Origin of the sequence: Flavobacterium psychrotrophum (assembly GCF_003403075.1) — a bacterium.
In the GTDB taxonomy this organism is placed as follows: domain Bacteria; phylum Bacteroidota; class Bacteroidia; order Flavobacteriales; family Flavobacteriaceae; genus Flavobacterium; species Flavobacterium psychrotrophum.
This window is the reverse complement of the sequence record NZ_CP031557.1, coordinates 3014481-3031986: the sequence shown is the minus strand read 5'-3', so window position 1 is coordinate 3031986 and position 17506 is coordinate 3014481. Positions and strand designations below refer to the sequence as shown.

Annotated in this window: 9 protein-coding genes; all 9 read left to right on the top strand. The window is 42.7% G+C overall.

All coding sequences use genetic code 11. The features are described from left to right. Positions 1–24 precede the first annotated feature (24 nt). Positions 25–3063, top strand: coding sequence for a SusC/RagA family TonB-linked outer membrane protein (locus DYH63_RS13010; RefSeq protein ID WP_116790831.1), 3039 nt, complete (start codon positions 25–27; stop codon positions 3061–3063). Between the two features lie 8 nt (positions 3064–3071). Next, a complete protein-coding gene (locus DYH63_RS13005) occupies positions 3072–5342 on the top strand; it encodes a GH92 family glycosyl hydrolase (protein WP_116789218.1) in 2271 nt (756 codons plus the stop codon). Between the two features lie 10 nt (positions 5343–5352). Continuing rightward, positions 5353–7620, top strand: a complete 2268-nt coding sequence (locus DYH63_RS13000) for a GH92 family glycosyl hydrolase (RefSeq protein WP_116789217.1) — start codon at positions 5353–5355, stop codon at positions 7618–7620. A 9-nt stretch (positions 7621–7629) separates the two neighbouring features. Then, complete coding sequence (locus tag DYH63_RS12995; RefSeq protein ID WP_116789216.1) at positions 7630–8811, top strand: beta-1,2-mannosidase; 1182 nt, start codon at positions 7630–7632, stop codon at positions 8809–8811. Positions 8812–8833: 22 nt separating this feature from the next. Continuing rightward, positions 8834–10747, top strand: coding sequence for a DUF5005 domain-containing protein (locus DYH63_RS12990; protein ID WP_116789215.1), 1914 nt, complete (start codon positions 8834–8836; stop codon positions 10745–10747). A gap of 69 nt (positions 10748–10816) precedes the next feature. Beyond that, a complete protein-coding gene (locus DYH63_RS12985) occupies positions 10817–12925 on the top strand; it encodes a TIM-barrel domain-containing protein (protein WP_116789214.1) in 2109 nt (702 codons plus the stop codon). A 13-nt stretch (positions 12926–12938) separates the two neighbouring features. After that, positions 12939–14747 (top strand): twin-arginine translocation signal domain-containing protein, encoded by a 1809-nt coding sequence (locus DYH63_RS12980; protein WP_162927026.1) that lies wholly within the window; start codon positions 12939–12941, stop codon positions 14745–14747. A gap of 110 nt (positions 14748–14857) precedes the next feature. Beyond that, on the top strand, positions 14858–16018 hold the full coding sequence (locus DYH63_RS12975) for an ROK family protein (RefSeq protein ID WP_205528247.1): 1161 nt from the start codon (positions 14858–14860) through the stop codon (positions 16016–16018). A gap of 1 nt (position 16019) precedes the next feature. Next, positions 16020–17348 carry a sugar porter family MFS transporter gene (locus DYH63_RS12970; RefSeq protein ID WP_116789213.1) on the top strand — a complete coding sequence of 443 codons (1329 nt, stop codon included), beginning with the start codon at positions 16020–16022 and terminating at the stop codon, positions 17346–17348. The last annotated feature ends 158 nt before the right edge of the window (positions 17349–17506 follow it).

Sequence of the window (17506 nt, the reverse complement as noted above, 5' to 3'; positions counted from 1 at the left end):
AGTATGGTAAAAAGACTATTTATTATGAGAAATATATTAATGTTATTACTGCTTATCCCTGTACTTTCATTTGCCCAGCAGTCTGAAGTTAAAGGTAAGGTGCTGTCTTCTGACGGAGAGGCCCTCTTTGGGGTAAACGTTATTGTAAAGGGCAAAAATACAGGTACCATTACAGATGATAAGGGAGAGTTTAGGATAAGTGCCGGCTCTAAAGATGTTTTACAGTTTTCTTACATCGGTTTTATAACCCAGAATATAGAAGTAGGCAATAAAAAACACATCGACGTATCTATGACGGTAGATGTAGCCTCGCTAAACGAAGTTATTGTAGTAGGGTATGGTAAAACAAAAAGGATTACCAACACCGGATCTGTAAGTTCGATAAAAGCTGAGGAAATTAAGTATACACCTACATCATCGGTACAAAATGCCCTTGCGGGCAGGCTTCCGGGCTTCTTTAGCCAGCAGCGCTCAGGCCAGCCGGGACGCGATGCCGCAGATTTTTACATCCGTGGGGTAAGCTCGCTAAACAGCGATGGTAACAGGCCACTTATCATTGTAGATGATATTGAGTATTCTTACGATCAGCTACAGCAAATAAACATGAACGAGATAGAGAGTATCTCTATACTTAAAGATGCTTCTACAACAGCTATCTACGGTGTTAAAGGTGCTAACGGTGTACTTGTGGTAAAAACAAGGAGGGGAGCCGAAGGTAAGCCTCGTGTAAACTTCAGGATGGAATCGGGCCTTCAAAATCCTGTAAGGACACCTAAATTCCTTAGGTCGTACCAAACCGCTACACTCGTTAATGAAGCGTATAGAAACGATGGCCTTCAGGTGCCATTTAGCGAACGCGACCTTCAGTTGTTTAAAGATGGTACAGATCCTTACGGACACCCGGATGTAGACTGGTACAACAGGATATTTAAAGATGTGGCGTATCAGCAAAATGCTAACGTAGACATATCCGGAGGTTCTAAAAACCTTAAGTACTTTATTACCGGTGGTGCCTTTTCGCAAAACGGCCTTGTAAGAGATTTTGCAGGTAAAGATGATGATATCAACAACAACTATTTTTACAGGAGGTACAACTTCCGTTCTAACCTTGATTATAACGTAACCAAGACTTTATCATTCAGGTTAGACATGAGTTCGCGTTTTTCTAACATTAACCAGCCTCATAACCAAAATGTGGTAGGAGAGATATATGACTGGACTAAAATACACCCGTACTCTGCTCCATTCTTAAATCCTGATGGGTCGTATGCTTACGCCTATGATACTACAGGCAACCTGCCTACCATCAACGCACGATTGGCTAACGGCGGTTATGACCGCATTAACAGAACAGACTCTAATATTTTATTTGATGCCAAACAGGATTTTGGAGACTACATAAAAGGGCTTTCTGCTATTGTAAGGTTCTCTTATTCGAGTATTGATGAAACGCAGCGTAGTGTAATAAGGGATGCTTTCCCTACTTATCATTACAACCCTGTTAATGACAGCTACAATATAGACCCCCGTGGTAACTATGCTTACGGATCGTATTATGTAACCGGAGGTCAAAATACATCAAGCCACGGTCTTACACTTCAGGGTTTCTTAAACTACGAAAGAGATTTTAACGAAGACCATCATTTTAACAGCACCTTGTTGTACAACAGGCAGAGTACAGCAGCATTATCTGGCGTACCGGCAAACTTTAAAGGCTACACAGGTAAATTCCACTATGACTTTAAAGATAAATACATGGTAGATTTTAATGCTGCATATAATGGTACAGACAGGTTTCAGGCAAGTAAGCGTTTTGGCTTCTTTCCTGCACTGGGTGCCGGTTATGCCATATCTGAAGAAGATTTCTTTAAAAACAAATTCTCTTTTGTACAACTGTTAAAAATAAGAGGATCTTACGGGCTTGTAGGGTCAGATGCTACAAGCGGCAGCAGGTACCTGTACCAGCAGGTTTACCAGAGCGGTGGAGGTTATAACTTTGGTTACAGCGGCTACCCTACAGTATATGAAGGTGACCTGGGTAACAACAATGTAACCTGGGAAAAGGAGCGTAAGTTTGATCTTGGTTTAGATGTGAACCTTTTCAACAGCCTGTCTTTAACAGCAGAGTTTTTCCATAACGTAAGGTACGACCAGTTGGTAACCCGTCAGGATATACCGCTTATACTGGGTGTGGGTGTATCGCCAAGTAACGTGGCAAAAACACAAAATAAAGGTTATGAACTTCAGGTTACATATCATACAAAAGTAGCTAAGGATCTGGAGTTTAATTCTAACTTTACGTTCTCGTATGCTAAGAATAAGATATTGTATATGGCAGAAGCGCAAAAAACATATCCATATTTACAACAGACAGGCCACTCTATAGGACAGCCGTTTGGGTATACATATACAGGTTTTTACAGTGAGGCAGATATAGCTGCTAATAACGATAGTAACCCTAATAATAATGTACCAACACCAAATGTACCGGTACAGGCAGGCGACCTTAAGTATAAAGACCTTAATGGCGATGGCGTTATTAACGATTTTGATAAAGGAGCTATTGGTAAGCCAAACTTACCTACTACAACCTATGGTATTAATTTGGGGCTTACTTACAAAGGCTTTACTGCGAGGGTACTTTTTCAGGGATCGTATGATTACAGCTTTAGCGTAGTGGGTAAAGGTATAGAGCCGTTCCAGAGCCAGTTCCAGCCATTACATTTAGACCGCTGGACACCGGATAATGCAGCTTCAGCAGAGTTTCCAAGACTGACTACGAACCCTAACACGGTTAATAGCCCGTCAAACTATATGTCTAATTTCTGGCTTATCAATGCGTGGTACCTGCGTTTAAAAACACTCGAAGTGTCGTACCAGTTCCCTAACTCCTGGTTGCCAATGGGCGTTAACAGCGGCAGGTTCTATGCTAATGCTTATAACCTTGCTACCTGGACGAGCTATACAAAATACCAGCAAGACCCTGAGATCAGTTCTAACACTTCCGGAGATTCATACCTTAACCAGAGGGTAGTGAGCCTGGGTGTTCAAATAGGATTTTAAATTAGTGCATGAAAAAATTATATACTATATCCGTTTTCTTATTAGGCCTTTTTTATGGCAGTGCCCAAAACAAAGACCTGGTACAATATGTTAATACCCTGCAGGGTACATTTTCAACCCCGGACCTTAGTTATGGCAATACCTACCCAACGGTAGCCATGCCATTTCCGGTGCATGCTTTTTCGGCTCAGACCGGTAAAAGCGGCGACGGATGGAAATACCAGTACCAGGCCGATAAAATTCGTGGTTTTCAGCAGGTGCACCAGTGTAGCCCGTGGGTAAATGACTATGCTGTTTTTTCGCTGTTTCCAGTTAGCGGCAACCTTGTGGTAAACGAGGAAGAACGTGCTTCAAAATTCAGCCACAGTAACGAAACGGCTAAGCCTTACTACTACCAGGTAAAATTTGATAACGGCATCAATACCGAAATTTCTCCGGTAACCCGTGGCGGGCATATGAAGTTTAGCTTCCCGAAAGGGAAAAAATCATACCTCGTGTTAGATGGTTACATCAAGCAGAGTAGTGTGCAGATAAACGCCAAAGAAAAAAAGATAACAGGTTGGGTACATAATGGCCTGCTGATACCGGGCAATTTTAAGTGCTATTTCGAAATTACGTTTGATAAGCCTTTTAAAAGCTACGGTACCTGGGAGAACAAAACCAACACCATACAAAGCGGGCAGCAATCTGCCGAAGGTGATGGTAAGGGCGCCTATCTTGAATTTGAAGAAGGTGCTGTTGTACAGGTAAAGATTGCATCGTCTTACATAAGCGCAGAGCAGGCGGCTGTTACCATGAAAAAAGAACTTGGGCGCGACAAAAAGCTGGAGCAGACTACCAGGGCTGCTAAAGATGCCTGGAATGCACTTTTTAACAGGGTTGTGGTAGAAACAAAATCGGAAGAAGATAAGGCTACCTTTTATTCGTGTCTTTTCAGGGCTAACCTGTTTTCGCATTCTTTCTATGAAATTAGTAAAGAAGGCAAACCGTACTACTTTAGTCCTTATGATGGTAAAGTACACGATGGTTATATGTTTACCGATAATGGCTTTTGGGATACCTTCAGGGCGCAGTTTCCTTTGAGCAATATATTGCACCCTACAATGCAGGGGCGTTATATGCAATCGTTACTTGATGCCCAAGAACAAAGCGGCTGGCTGCCTACGTGGTCTTGCCCGGGTATGTCTGGCATTATGATAGGTAACCACGCTATATCTTTATTAACAGATGCATGGGTAAAAGGAGTTAAAGGCTTTGATGCCAATAAAGCGCTTGAGGCATACTATCATGAAGTGAGCAACAAAGGCCCGTGGGGTGGTTCTAACGGCAGGGAAGGCCATAAAGAATGGTTTGAACTGGGTTACATACCTATGGAATTGGCTGGTGAAAGCGCCGCCAAAACGCTGGAGTATGCTTATGATGACTGGTGCGGTTACCAACTGGCAAAAGCGGTAGGGAATGAGCATTATATGAAAGTTTTTGAAAGGCAGATGTACAATTATAAAAATATCTACGATCCTGAGGTTGGCTTTATGCGTGGCAAAAAGCAAAATGGTGAGTGGAGGGAAGATTTTAAACCACTGGCGTGGGGCAACCCTTTTACCGAAGGTAACTCATGGCAATACGGCTGGTCTGTATTTCATGATGTAAGTGGCCTTGTAACCCTTATGGGCGGGAAAGATAAATTTGCAAACAAACTGGATACCTTTTTTAGTATGGAACCCGTATATGACGTAGGAAGCTACGGTACGGTGATACATGAAATGAGGGAAATGGAACTTGCCAAAATGGGGCAGTATGCCCATGGCAACCAGCCGGTACAGCACGCAGCTTACCTATATAACTATGTGGCACAACCCTGGAAGTCGCAATACTGGTCAAGAAAAATTACCGGCCAGTTATACAACGCTACAGAAAAAGGATATCCCGGCGATGAAGACCAGGGAGGTATGTCATCATGGTATGTGCTAAGCTCACTGGGTATTTACAGTGTTTGCCCGGGAACCGACCAGTATGTACTGGGAAGCCCGGTGTTTGACAAAGCTTCTGTAAAAATGGAAAACGGTAAAACGTTTACCATAGTAGCAGACGGTAACAGTAAAGAAAATGTGTACATACAGTCGGCAACGTTAAACGGTAAAGAGTATACAAAAAACTATATTACGTATGGCGATATTAACAGTGGCGGTACGCTTGTACTTAAAATGGGAAACAAGCCTAACACGTCGCGCGGTATAGCACCTTCAGACAGTCCATATTCAGTATCTGCCAAACAATAAACATCCATCAATGAAATTATTTATAACGCATCATACACAATTTGCTAAAAGGTTTTATCATAAATCGTTAGGTAGTGCCGCACTGCTTGCAGGTGTACTTTTATTCTCGTCAGTTGCGTATGCCCAAAAGAATAAAAATGTAACCAAGCCGGCAGCCCAGGTAAAATATGCCGAACTGGTTAATACCGAAATTGGTAACAAAGGTAAAGGGCATGACGTAAGCGAACAGTACCTGGAAGCAGGATATACGTTTCCGGGAGCCATGTATCCCTTTGGTATGGCTCAGTTTACGCCTACATTTTTTGCACCTAATAAAGGCTTTGTAATAAACCAGTACAGCGGTGCAGGTTGCGAGCATATGGGCAACTGCCCAACATTAGCGTTGCCGGGTACTTTGCAAAAATCGCCGGATGATATGCTGCAACCGGGCACGGTTATCAAAACCCAAAAAGCAGTTGCAGGGTACTATAAGGCACTTATAGAAAACAGTGGCATAACAGGAGAGTTTACCGTAACACAAAGAACCGGTATGGCTAAATTCAGTTTTCCTGCTTCAGAAAGCAAGGGAACTGTTATAGTTGGTACGGGTATAAATGCCGGGGTAATAAAAAAAGCAAATGTAAAAGTAACGGGTAAAAGGTCGTTCGAAGGCTATGCCGATGGCGGATCATTCTGTGGTTACGATACACCTTACATGGTTTATTTTGCAGGTGAGTTTAGTGCAGATGCACTTGAAACAGGCGTTTGGGAAAAAGCATCACTTAAAAAAGCTGCCGAAGCCTCAGGGCAAAACTCAGGAACTTATTTTACGTTTGATGTTTCAGGGGGTAAAACCGTTACATACAAAATAGGTATTTCGTATGTATCTCTCGAAAATGCGAAAGAAAACCTGAAAGCAGAAAATGCCGGATGGGATTTTGAGAAGACAAAAAACAAAGCCATGCAAGCCTGGGATACACAGCTAAGCAAAGTAAAAGTAGAGGGTGCAGACAAAGGCCATATAACAGAATTTTATACCGGCCTGTACCATACATTTACCCATCCGGGTGTGTTTAACGATGTTAACGGCCAGTACATGGGCGCCGATTTTAAAGTGCACAAGGCAGAAGGCTTTAATTATTATACTGCTTTTAGTAACTGGGACACTTACCGTACACAAATACAACTTGTAGCCATGCTTGCCCCAAAAGAGGCTGGCGATATGGTAAAATCGCTTATTGCGTTTGCAGAACAGTCTGGTGGCGGATGGCCGCGCTGGGTACTGGCAAATATTGAAACCGGTATCATGCAGGGCGACCCTACATCGGTACTGGTAGCTAATGCCTATGCTTTTGGGGCGAAAGATTTTGACCTGAAAAAAGCGCTTGAAATTATGCGCCGTGGTGCAGAAGTACCCGGTACTAAATCGCAAAAAGAAGAAACACGTCCGTTTGTAGCGCAATACCTTGAAAAAGGATATGCCCCGGCTTCTATGAGCCTGGAATATAACTCGGCAGATTTTGCGATTGCCCAATTTGCAAAGCAGGCACTTAAAGATAATGCGTTGTATACCAAATATCTTAAGGAATCTCAAAAATGGAAAAACCTTTATAACCCTAAAACCAAATGGCTACAATCGCGTAATGCCGATGGCAGCTGGAAACCGCTTACCGATGATATGCGTGAGGCGAGTTATAAAAATTACTTCTGGATGGTGCCGCACAATCTTGGTAAGCTAATCGATACCATAGGTGGTAAACAGTTTGCAGAGCAGCGCCTTGACGAGTTCTTTACAAAACTAAATGCTGATTACAATGACGAATGGTTTGCGGCCGGTAACGAACCTGATTTTCAGGTGCCGTGGGTATATAACTGGACGAATACACCTTATAAAACACAAAGCCTTGTAAAAAGAATCATTGCAGAACAGTATTCTAACCGTGACAGCGGCCTGCCGGGTAATGATGACCTGGGTGCTATGGGTGCATTTTATGTATTTGCAAACGTAGGCCTGTTTCCGGTAGTTCCTGCTGTAGGCGGGTTTTCTATAACCAGCCCGTCTTTTACTAAAATAGAAATTGCCTTGCAGGGCGGTAAAACTCTTACCATTCTTGGTGGTAATGAGGGTGAGGCTAAGCCCTTTATCAATTCGCTTGAATGGAACGGTAAAAAGTATAACAACACCTGGATACCCCTTAGCGAACTGGCTAAAGGCGGTAAACTAAGGTTTGATCTTTCGGCTACGCCAAATAAGGCGTGGGGCAAAACGGCAACCCCACCATCTTTCGATTCAAAATAATGTAAAGACATGAAATTTAGAAATATATTATATACAGGCTTGGTATTTTCGTCGGTTGCTGCGCTATACAGCTGTAAACAAGCGGTACAGGAAAATACTGTTGCCCAAAATACGCTTGCGGTTGCTCCCGAAACAACTGTGCAAGCTGCCAAAAGCTGGGCTATTACAGGCTTTAAAAGGCCTGATGGTGTAAACCCGGTACTGGCTCCGTTGCAAAATACTACCTTTTATTCAGACCTTAATAAAAAAGACATCGCTTGGGAATCTAACGATGTCTTTAATCCTGCGGCAGCAGTACTGGGAGACAGCATTTATGTACTGTACCGTGCCGAAGATAAATCGGGTACCGGCATAGGCGAACGTACATCACGCATTGGCCTTGCAGCTACAGCCGATGGCTTTAGCATGAAAAGACGCTCAAGACCCGTTGTATTTCCGGGTAACGACAGCCAGAAAGAGTTTGAGTGGCCGGGAGGCTGCGAAGACCCACGTGTTGCCGTAACCGAAGATGGAACCTATGTAATGATGTATACACAATGGAATAAAAAAGTACCGCGCCTTGGCGTAGCTACTTCTAAAAACCTTGTAAACTGGACCAAACACGGCCCGGCATTTAGCAAAGCCTATAATGGCAAGTTTAAAGATGTATTCAGTAAGTCAGCTTCGGTAGTAACAAAAATTGTCAATGGCAAAATGGTTATTACAAAGATTAATGGCAAGTATTTAATGTATTGGGGAGAAAAAGGTGTAAACCTGGCAACTTCTACAGACCTAATAAACTGGGAGCCACAAACAGATAAAAATGGCGAACTGGTAGAACTGATGACACCGCGCAAAGGCTATTTTGACAGCCAGCTTACTGAGTGTGGCCCACCTGCGGTACTTACTAAAGACGGCATTGTACTTATGTATAACGGTAAAAACCTTGCGGGTGCCGATGGCGATAAAAACTATACAGAAAACAGTTACTGTGCAGGGCAGGCACTTTTTAGTAAAGACGACCCTACAAAACTTTTAGACCGTCTTGACCAGCCGTTTCTTGTACCGGAAGCTTCTTTCGAAAAAAGCGGACAATACCCCGCAGGCACGGTGTTTATAGAAGGGCTTGTATTGTTTAAAAACAAATGGTACCTGTACTATGGCTGTGCTGACTCAAGGGTGGCTGTTGTAGTAGCAGATAATAAAAAATAACCAACTTAAAAATATACCGGATATGAAAAAAATAGTTACACTATTCAGCGTGCTTTTAAGTATGCTTATATTGGTGGTTGCCTGCCAGGAAGATGATTATATAGCACCGCCAAATCCAGGCAGGATGATAAAAAGCTTTAAGCTGGAGCAGGGACAGGTGGGCACAGAGCTTATCAACGGAAATTCAGATCCGGGTAAGATCGTTGTAAAAGTAGAAGCCTCGGCTAACCTTACCGCTATAGTTCCTGTAATTGTATTATCTACCGATGCTACTATTTCTCCGGCTTCAGGCGAGCCTATTGATATTTCTGTTAACCGTACTGTAACTTATACGGTAACTGCAGCATCGGGAGAGCAAAAGCAATGGGAGGTAGAGTTTAACGTAGTAGATGCTAATCTTTCTGATTATGGCGCATACATTATTAAGAGTGTGGCATCACAAAAAAACCTGAGTATAGAGGGCGATACCCTGTATAATAATAAATACTGGGATGCTGCTAAAATCATACTGGAAACACCAAATTCAGACCATGTAGCAGGGCTTAAAAAATACCAGAAGTGGCATGTAATTTATCATGCTACTACAAATGATATTAAGTATTACAAAATAAGGAATATGTTTTCGGGAAAGTTTATAACTGCGCCTTCAGGAGATAACACTAACACGGCAGGTGCACAGATATTGCAGGTAGGTTACAACCCAACTCCGGTAAATGAAAACCTTGAATTGTGGAAAGCTGAGAAAGTAAACGGCAGCTATAAATTTATCAATAAAGCGAATGGTCTTGTACTTACTGATCTTCCGGCGACACAAATAGGGGCGGTGGCTAAAGCGATACAAACAGCCGAATCTACCGAGGATACTCAAAGCTGGACTTTAGTTCCCATACAAAATGAAGCGTATAAAGATGACGTTTTCAACAACTTCTTTGAGCGTAATGAAACCTACATGGGTTCTGTTGCTTTTGATCAGGGTAACAGCATCCCGCTTACATGGGGGCCTAATGCAGGAAAAGTACTTTGGGTTACAGAAGATTCTTATGATGGTGCTTCACTTAGAGATAATGCCATGTTTCCGTGCGGGCAGTTCTTTAGTTACAATAACTCTATCCTGATACAGCCAAGCGCTACAGACTGGGATCCTACGCATACCGTAAACATGACTAATACGCAGGCAACGGCGCATCCACGCCTTATGTTTGACGATACTCCGGGCAACGACTGGATATGGCCGGGAACGGGTGTAGAAATAGGCGATAAGGTGTATATGTACGCCGGCGAGGGGCAGGGACTAAGTAACAACCAGAGTGCTATGTATGTGCTTACCCAGAATAGCGGAACGGCATGGAATGTAGAAAGGCGCACTCCTGCCGGTGTTACCGGTGCATCTGGATGGGTAAAAGGAGGTGACGGTTATGTATATGCCTACCAGCCCGAAGGTTTTAACTTTGGTTATGAAAGTTATATGCACGTAGCAAGGTTTCCTGAAAATGACCCCAATACATGGTCGTTCTGGAATGGTAGCTCCTGGGTTGCACAGCAACCTACAGGTAGTACGGGATCTGTATTTACTGGCCTTGCCAATAACAGTGTAGAGAAAGTAAACGGTAAATATGTTCTAATGACGGTAAACCAAGGGTTCTTTTGCGACCAGGACAGGGGCAAGGTATACATATCTACAGCAAGTACCCCTACCGGGCCATGGACACCAAAAAAACTGGTATACCAGATAACAGATTACCTGAATGGTAAAGCAACAAAATATTATACAGTAATCATACATCCACATTCTGACAATAATCACAATGAGCTCTTACTAAGCTTTAGTGTAAATTATGAAGCTTGCGGACAGAGCAATTGCTCAGGTGCTTACCTTGATCCTTATTATTACAGGATTAAAGGTATAAGGGTACCGTATGACCTGATAGGGCTTTAGTTTTTTATTTTTTAATGGGGGGATGGTTTTGGGTTTCCTGAACCCCTTTATTTTTTTAATTTTTTGTTTATGAAATATATCAAAGTGTTCATTACCATAATGGTTACTGCTGCTTTTATAAATGTACAGGCACAGGAATCATATTTGGTTGAAAAAGATATTGCTGTTTTTTACCCGCCAAATTTTGATGCGGCGCAAACGTTGCCTTCTGTAGCTGTAATTCATCCTTTAGATAATAAAGGGACATTGCCAAAAAGCTGGAAGATGATACCGCAGTTTAAGCTGTCTGGTGGTAAAAGCATTATGGAAATGCGTTATGATGAAGGTACAGACCTTTATGGTACCGGTGAGGTAACCGGAAGCCTGAGGCGCAATGATAAAAATATAACACTTTGGAATACAGATAACGGGCTTTATCTCCAGCATAATGGAGACCGCTTATATCAATCACATCCCTGGATACTGGGCGTTCGTGCAGACGGCAGTGCCTTTGGCATACTTGCCGATAATACCTGGAAACAGGAAGTTAAACTAACCCAGCCAATAAGTATAGTTAGCGAAGGCCCGGCATTCAGGGTTATTGTGATCGAAAAGAAATCACCACAGGAAGTTGTAAAGGCGCTTGCCCAGCTTACCGGTACGCTGGAGTTACCTCCAATGTGGGCACTGGGCTACCAGCAGTCGCGCTTTTCATACTATCCACAAGGGCAGGTTCAGGAAATTGCAGATAATTTCAGGTCAAAGAAGATCCCGCTGGATGTTATCTGGATGGATATTAATTATATGGATAACTTCAAGATATTTACGTTTGATTCTAACGGCTATGCCGACCCTAAAGGGCTTAACAAGTACCTGCACAGTAAATCGGTTAAATCTGTTTATATGATAGATCCCGGGGTAAAAAAAGAAGCAGGATATAAAGTATATGACCAGGGACAGGCCGGTAACCATTGGGTAGCTGACAAGAACGGACAGCCTTTTGTAGGCAAAGTATGGCCTGAAGCCTGTGTATTCCCTGATTTTACAAATCCTAAAACCAGGACTTGGTGGTCTGGCTTATATAAAGATTTTATGGCGCTGGGCATAGACGGTGTGTGGAACGACATGAACGAACCATCTGTCTTTAACGGCCCGGACGGCTCTATGCCGGCAGATAATAAACATACAGGCGGCGATGGGCTTGCTGCAGGGCCTCACCTGCGTTACCACAATATTTTTGGGATGATGATGGTAAAGGCAACGCGTGAAGGTATACTGGCCGCAAATCCTGACAAGCGACCGTTTGTACTGTCGAGGTCAAACTTTATAGGAGGACAGCGCTACGCTGCAACCTGGACGGGTGATAATGCGTCAAAGTTTGATTATTTAAAAACGTCCATACCCATGTCGATTAATCTTGGGTTATCAGGGCAGCCATTTAGCGGCCCGGATATAGGTGGTTTTGATGGCGACTGCGATGCTAAACTTTTTAGCCAGTGGATTGCTGTGGGTGCTTACTATCCGTTTTGCAGGAACCATACCACAACTGGTTCAGCAGCGCAGGAGCCGTGGGCTTATGGTACTGAAGTAGAAAATATATCAAGAAACGCCATAAACAGGCGTTACCGCCTTTTACCTTACCTGTACACTTTATTCAGGGAGGCATCACAATCGGGCATGCCGGTAATGAGGCCGGTATTCTTTGCAGATACTAAAAACAAGGCTTTGCGCAGCGAAGACCAGGCATTCCTTTTAGGTGGCGACCTTTTGGTTATTCCGCGATGGGCAGAAAAGACACAGCTTCCGCAGGGCAACTGGGTAAACGTACCTTTTGAAGATACCGATGATGGACAGCAGGCTATTGTAAAGATAAGGCCGGGGGCTATAGTGCCACTTGGTAATGTGGTTCAGAGTACCGAAGAATATGCTCCAAAAGAAATTACACTGCTTTTAAACCCTGATGAAAAAGGGAATGTTTATGGCGAGTTTTACGATGATGCAAAAGACGGCTTTGGTTATAAAACCGGTGATTTTGTACTTATTAAATTCGAAGGAAAAGTAAAAGCAGGTAAGGTTAGTGTAAAAGTTAAACAGGCGGAAGGAAAGCGCAAAATAGCCCCACGCTACCGTATAGGACTGGTTACAAAAACCGGTATTAAATACAGCAGCTGGCAGGAAGGCGACACAGTGACTTTATAATGTAAAGGAACAAATGGATAATAAAAGGAGAGACTTTATTAAAAACTCAGCAATTGCCGGTGCCGGGCTGCTTGTAATGCCATCGGTGGTTTTTGCGGGTGAGTCATCTTTTATAGAAGATGCAATCGTTAAGGAGGATCTCTTTTTGCTTGACATGGTACACCATAATCCCGGCGAGACTAAAACAGAATCTAAATTTACAGATCCTGCTTTTTTAAAGTCCTATGGTTATGGAGCTAAAGTGTTTTTTCTTTTTGAAGCAGCGCAGTTTGGTATAGACTGGAACACATTAGACAGGGCTGTTTTTCCAACAGATTCTGATGGAGAAAAGTGGATTGCTGAAAAGAAAGCGATCCTTAACCGTGAATACAACAAAACAAAACAGGTCGGGCTAAGTGTGTATTGTATGCTGGATATGTTGGTTTTTCCAACTGCATTGGTTGAGAAGCACAAAACAGAAATGTGCAACAGTGCCGGTAAAATAGACATTACCAAACCCTTTACACAACAGGCCGTTAAAAGCTTACTGGAGCAAATGTTTGATACCTATCCGCAACTAGATGGGCTGGTAATCCGTACGGGAGAAACCTATTTGCAGGACGCCCCGCACCATACAGGAGGCAGTCCAGTAGTTAACGGGCTTGCTGATCATGTAGTGTTGCTAAACATTTTAAGGGAAGTGGTATGCGTGCAGCGAAACAAAAAACTGTTTTACCGCACGTGGGACATCAGCAGGTTTCACCCGTTGCCCAAACATTATTTAGAGGTTACGAATCAGGTGTCCGCACATGATAATTTATATTTTTCTATAAAGCACACCATTGTTGATTTTTGGCGCATGGGCGTGGACAGCAACAGGCCTGCCTGGGGTAGTTTTGATAGTTTTTGGATAGACGAGGCAAGCAAATATGGTGTGCCTTTTAACCCCTGCCTGGGTATTGGCAAACATAAGCAGATAGTAGAGGTACAGTGCCAGCGCGAATATGAAGGCAAGGCATCGCACCCTAATTATATTGCAAAAGGTGTAATAGACCGTTTTAAAGAGCTTGAAAATTTGCCATCACCCCAGTGCCTAAACGAGTTCAAAAAGTCGGGCTTGTTTGCAGGCGTATGGACGTGGTCTCGCGGTGGCGGATGGGGTGGGCCATATACCAAATATGAATTATGGCCGGAACTTAATGCGTATGTAATGGCACAATGGGCAAAGCATCCTGCAAAGACAGAGAAAGACATTTTTAAGGGCTTTTGCAAAATGAAGGGTGTGCCGGAGACTCAGGTAGATGATTTCCATAAGCTATGCCTGCTTTCGGCAGATGGTGTTTTTAAAGGTAATTACAGTGCCATGGGTAATGTATTTATAAACTGGACGCGCGATGATAAGGCTTTTGGGCTTCATTTTCTTGAAAGTAGTTTTAAGCATATCGTAGAGCAAAATAAGGTTGATGCTTATTTGGCTGAAAAAGAAGAAGCCGCATCAATATGGAATGAGATCAGGCTGCTGTCAGGTAAAATACTGTTTGCAAATGCTGAGGAGACAACGTTTTTAAAAGCTTCGTGCGAATATGGCTTCCTGAAATACAGCTTTTTTGCAGCTGCCTGGAACGTGTTGCTGCGCTATTATGAGCAAAACTACCGGGGTAAAACAGATTATGAACAATTACGGTCTTACATAAAAGACTATGACGATAAATGGAATAAGTGGAAAATTTTTACAGAGATAAACGCTTACAGCCCTACACTATACAGTCTGGAGGCAGACTTTTTTGGCAACAAAGTGGGGCTAAAAGATACAGTTGATAAAATCAGGGTTTTAGTTGAATAACCTAATAATTCGTACTGTAAAATTTATTTTTGTAAATATTTAGATTTGATAAAACGATTTAGCACTTTTTTTTCTAATATTGTGAACGAATTTTTTTGGATTAAAAGAAGATGGAAAGAATAGATGTATTTAATGATAAGAGGATAGTATTAACCCTTGATGCGGGAGGCACTAATTTTGTGTTTTCGGCATTACAAAAAGGGGAGGAGATTGTAAACCCCATTACACTCCCGTCTAATTGCGATGACCTTGAAAAATGCCTGAAAGTAATAATCGAAGGCTTTGAGCAGGTTAATGCTGCTATAGCACCACAGCGTGCAGAAGCCATTAGTTTTGCTTTCCCCGGCCCGTCTGACTATAAAAAAGGTATAATAGGCGACCTTATAAACCTTCCGTGTTTTCGCGGAGGTGTTGCCTTGGGACCGATGCTTGAAGAAATATTTGGCATTCCAACATATATAAATAATGACGGCGACCTGTTTACTTATGGCGAAGCTATTGCCGGTATGCTGCCAACACTTAACAGCGACCTGAAAGATAACGGTGCGGATAAAGAATACCGTAACCTTTTTGGCATTACACTGGGTACTGGCTATGGTGGCGGTATTGTAAGCAATCAGCGTTTGTTTGAAGGTGATAACTCTGCAGCAGCAGAAATATGGCTGATGCGTGATTTTAAAAACACCAACCTGCTTGTTGAAGAGAGTGTGAGTATACGCGCTGTACAACGGGTTTATAAAGATTTATCGGGCGATGCTGAAACACGCTCACCGCAGGAGATATATTTTATAGCAACAGGGCAGTCAAATGGCGATAAGCAGGCTGCAATAGCTGCGTTTGAAGAAATGGCGCACATGATAGGCGAATCTCTGGCGAATGCCATTACGCTAATCGACGGGGCTATTGTTGTAGGTGGTGGAATTTCAGGTGCTTCAGAACTTATAATTCCTACTATAGTAGAGCATCTTAACGGGCATATCGAAAACCTAAAGGGCGATAAAATACCGAGGCTGGTATCTAAAGTTTACAGCATGGAAGATGAGGCTTCTTATAACGACTTCCTTAACTGGGAAAGCCATGTGGTTAAAGTGCCCTTTAGCGATAAAGAAATATCTTACCATACAGAGAAGAAATTAATCGTGGGTCTTTCGCGTCTGGGTACCAGCAGGGCAGTATGCTTAGGGGCGTATGCCTATGCGCTTGCCATGCTTGATGATGCAAAAGAAGGTGTTGATAACACTAAGGTGCTGAAACTTAATAACACGCTTTAAGATGAATGCAAAGCTCCTCAAAATAGCACTTATTGCCTCACTTGGAGGGCTTTTGTTTGGTTTTGATACTGCCGTAATTTCCGGCGCTGAACAAACCATTAAACAAGTATACAACCTGGACGGATTCTGGCTGGGCTTTACAAACTCTATAGCTTTAATAGGTACAATTATCGGTACCATTATTTGCGGGCGTCCGGCAGATAAATATGGCCGTAAAAAAAGCCTTCAGTTTTTAGCAACACTTTATATCATATCGGCCTTGGGCAGTGCTTTTGCATCGTCATGGTACATGCTGCTGTTCTTTAGGTTTGTGGGTGGGCTTGGTGTAGGGGCTTCATCCGTTATAGGGCCTATGTATATATCAGAAATTGCCCCGGCTAAGCAACGTGGCAGGCTGGTAGCTATGTTTCAGTTTAATATAGTACTGGGCATATTACTGGCTTTCTTTTCAAATTATATCATCAACCTTTATATTACCAATGAGGCCTGGCGCTGGATGCTGGGTGTACAGGTAATACCGTCTGTACTGTTCTTTGTTTTGTTGTTCCTTATACCTGAGAGCCCAAGATGGCTTTTGCTAAAGCAGCAGGATGCCAAAGCGATACAGGTTATGAACGAAATTGGCTTTGCAGATGCAGCCACGGTAACAAGGGAGATCAGGGAAAATGCGGCCTCGCAGCACCATTCGGCTAATGAAAAGCTGTTTACTAAAAAATATCGTTTTGCTATATTATTAGCGGTTGTGTTCGCTACACTAAATCAGTTTTCGGGTATTAACGCCATTATGTATTATGCACCGCGTATTTTTGAAATGACCGGGCTTGAGAAAAATACGGCACTATTGCAGGTAGCCATGATAGGAGTTACCAATTTGGTCTTTACTGTAGTAGCCATGTTTTTTATCGACAGGTTTGGCCGAAAAACGTTGATGCTTATTGGTTCAATTGGCATGACGGTATCACTGGCACTAACAGCATTTTCATTTTATAAGCATGATTTCGAAGGATATTCATTACTCATTTACCTAGTAGGTTTTATTGCATTCTTTGCCTTTTCGCACGGTGCGGTAATATGGGTATTCCTGTCAGAGATATTCCCTACTGCAGTACGGGCTAAGGGACAGGCGCTGGGCAGCCTTACACACTGGTTTTGGGCAGCGGCATTAACATGGTCATTCCCTATGGTGGCAGAACTTAATGATGGCGGTTTTTATGCTTTCGCATTTTTTGCCGTAGCTATGGGATTACAGATATTCTTCGTATTAAAAGTGATGCCGGAAACAAAAGGCAAATCATTAGAAGAAATAGAAAAAACAATTTTGAGAGATTAAAATAGAAATTTGGTTTGGTATTTTAAATTGGCGGGCACTGGTACATTTTGTATCAGTGTCTTGCTTTTTTATATGGCTTTTTAAGGCAATATAAATGAAACTGAAAATTTATCGCTATACTTGTAGTCGTTTTTACAATAAGTAATTATTAAGATAGG

Excerpts from the sequence above, each read along its gene's own strand:
- DYH63_RS13000 (WP_116789217.1), top strand. The coding sequence starts at position 5,353 with ATGAAATTATTTATAACGCATCATACACAATTTGCTAAAAGGTTTTAT.
- DYH63_RS12995 (WP_116789216.1), top strand. The coding sequence starts at position 7,630 with ATGAAATTTAGAAATATATTATATACAGGCTTGGTATTTTCGTCGGTT.
- DYH63_RS12990 (WP_116789215.1), top strand. The coding sequence starts at position 8,834 with ATGAAAAAAATAGTTACACTATTCAGCGTGCTTTTAAGTATGCTTATA.
- DYH63_RS12985 (WP_116789214.1), top strand. The coding sequence starts at position 10,817 with ATGAAATATATCAAAGTGTTCATTACCATAATGGTTACTGCTGCTTTT.
- DYH63_RS12970 (WP_116789213.1), top strand. The coding sequence starts at position 16,020 with ATGAATGCAAAGCTCCTCAAAATAGCACTTATTGCCTCACTTGGAGGG.
- DYH63_RS13005 (WP_116789218.1), top strand. The coding sequence starts at position 3,072 with ATGAAAAAATTATATACTATATCCGTTTTCTTATTAGGCCTTTTTTAT.
- DYH63_RS12975 (WP_205528247.1), top strand. The coding sequence starts at position 14,858 with ATGGAAAGAATAGATGTATTTAATGATAAGAGGATAGTATTAACCCTT.
- DYH63_RS12980 (WP_162927026.1), top strand. The coding sequence starts at position 12,939 with ATGGATAATAAAAGGAGAGACTTTATTAAAAACTCAGCAATTGCCGGT.
- DYH63_RS13010 (WP_116790831.1), top strand. The coding sequence starts at position 25 with ATGAGAAATATATTAATGTTATTACTGCTTATCCCTGTACTTTCATTT.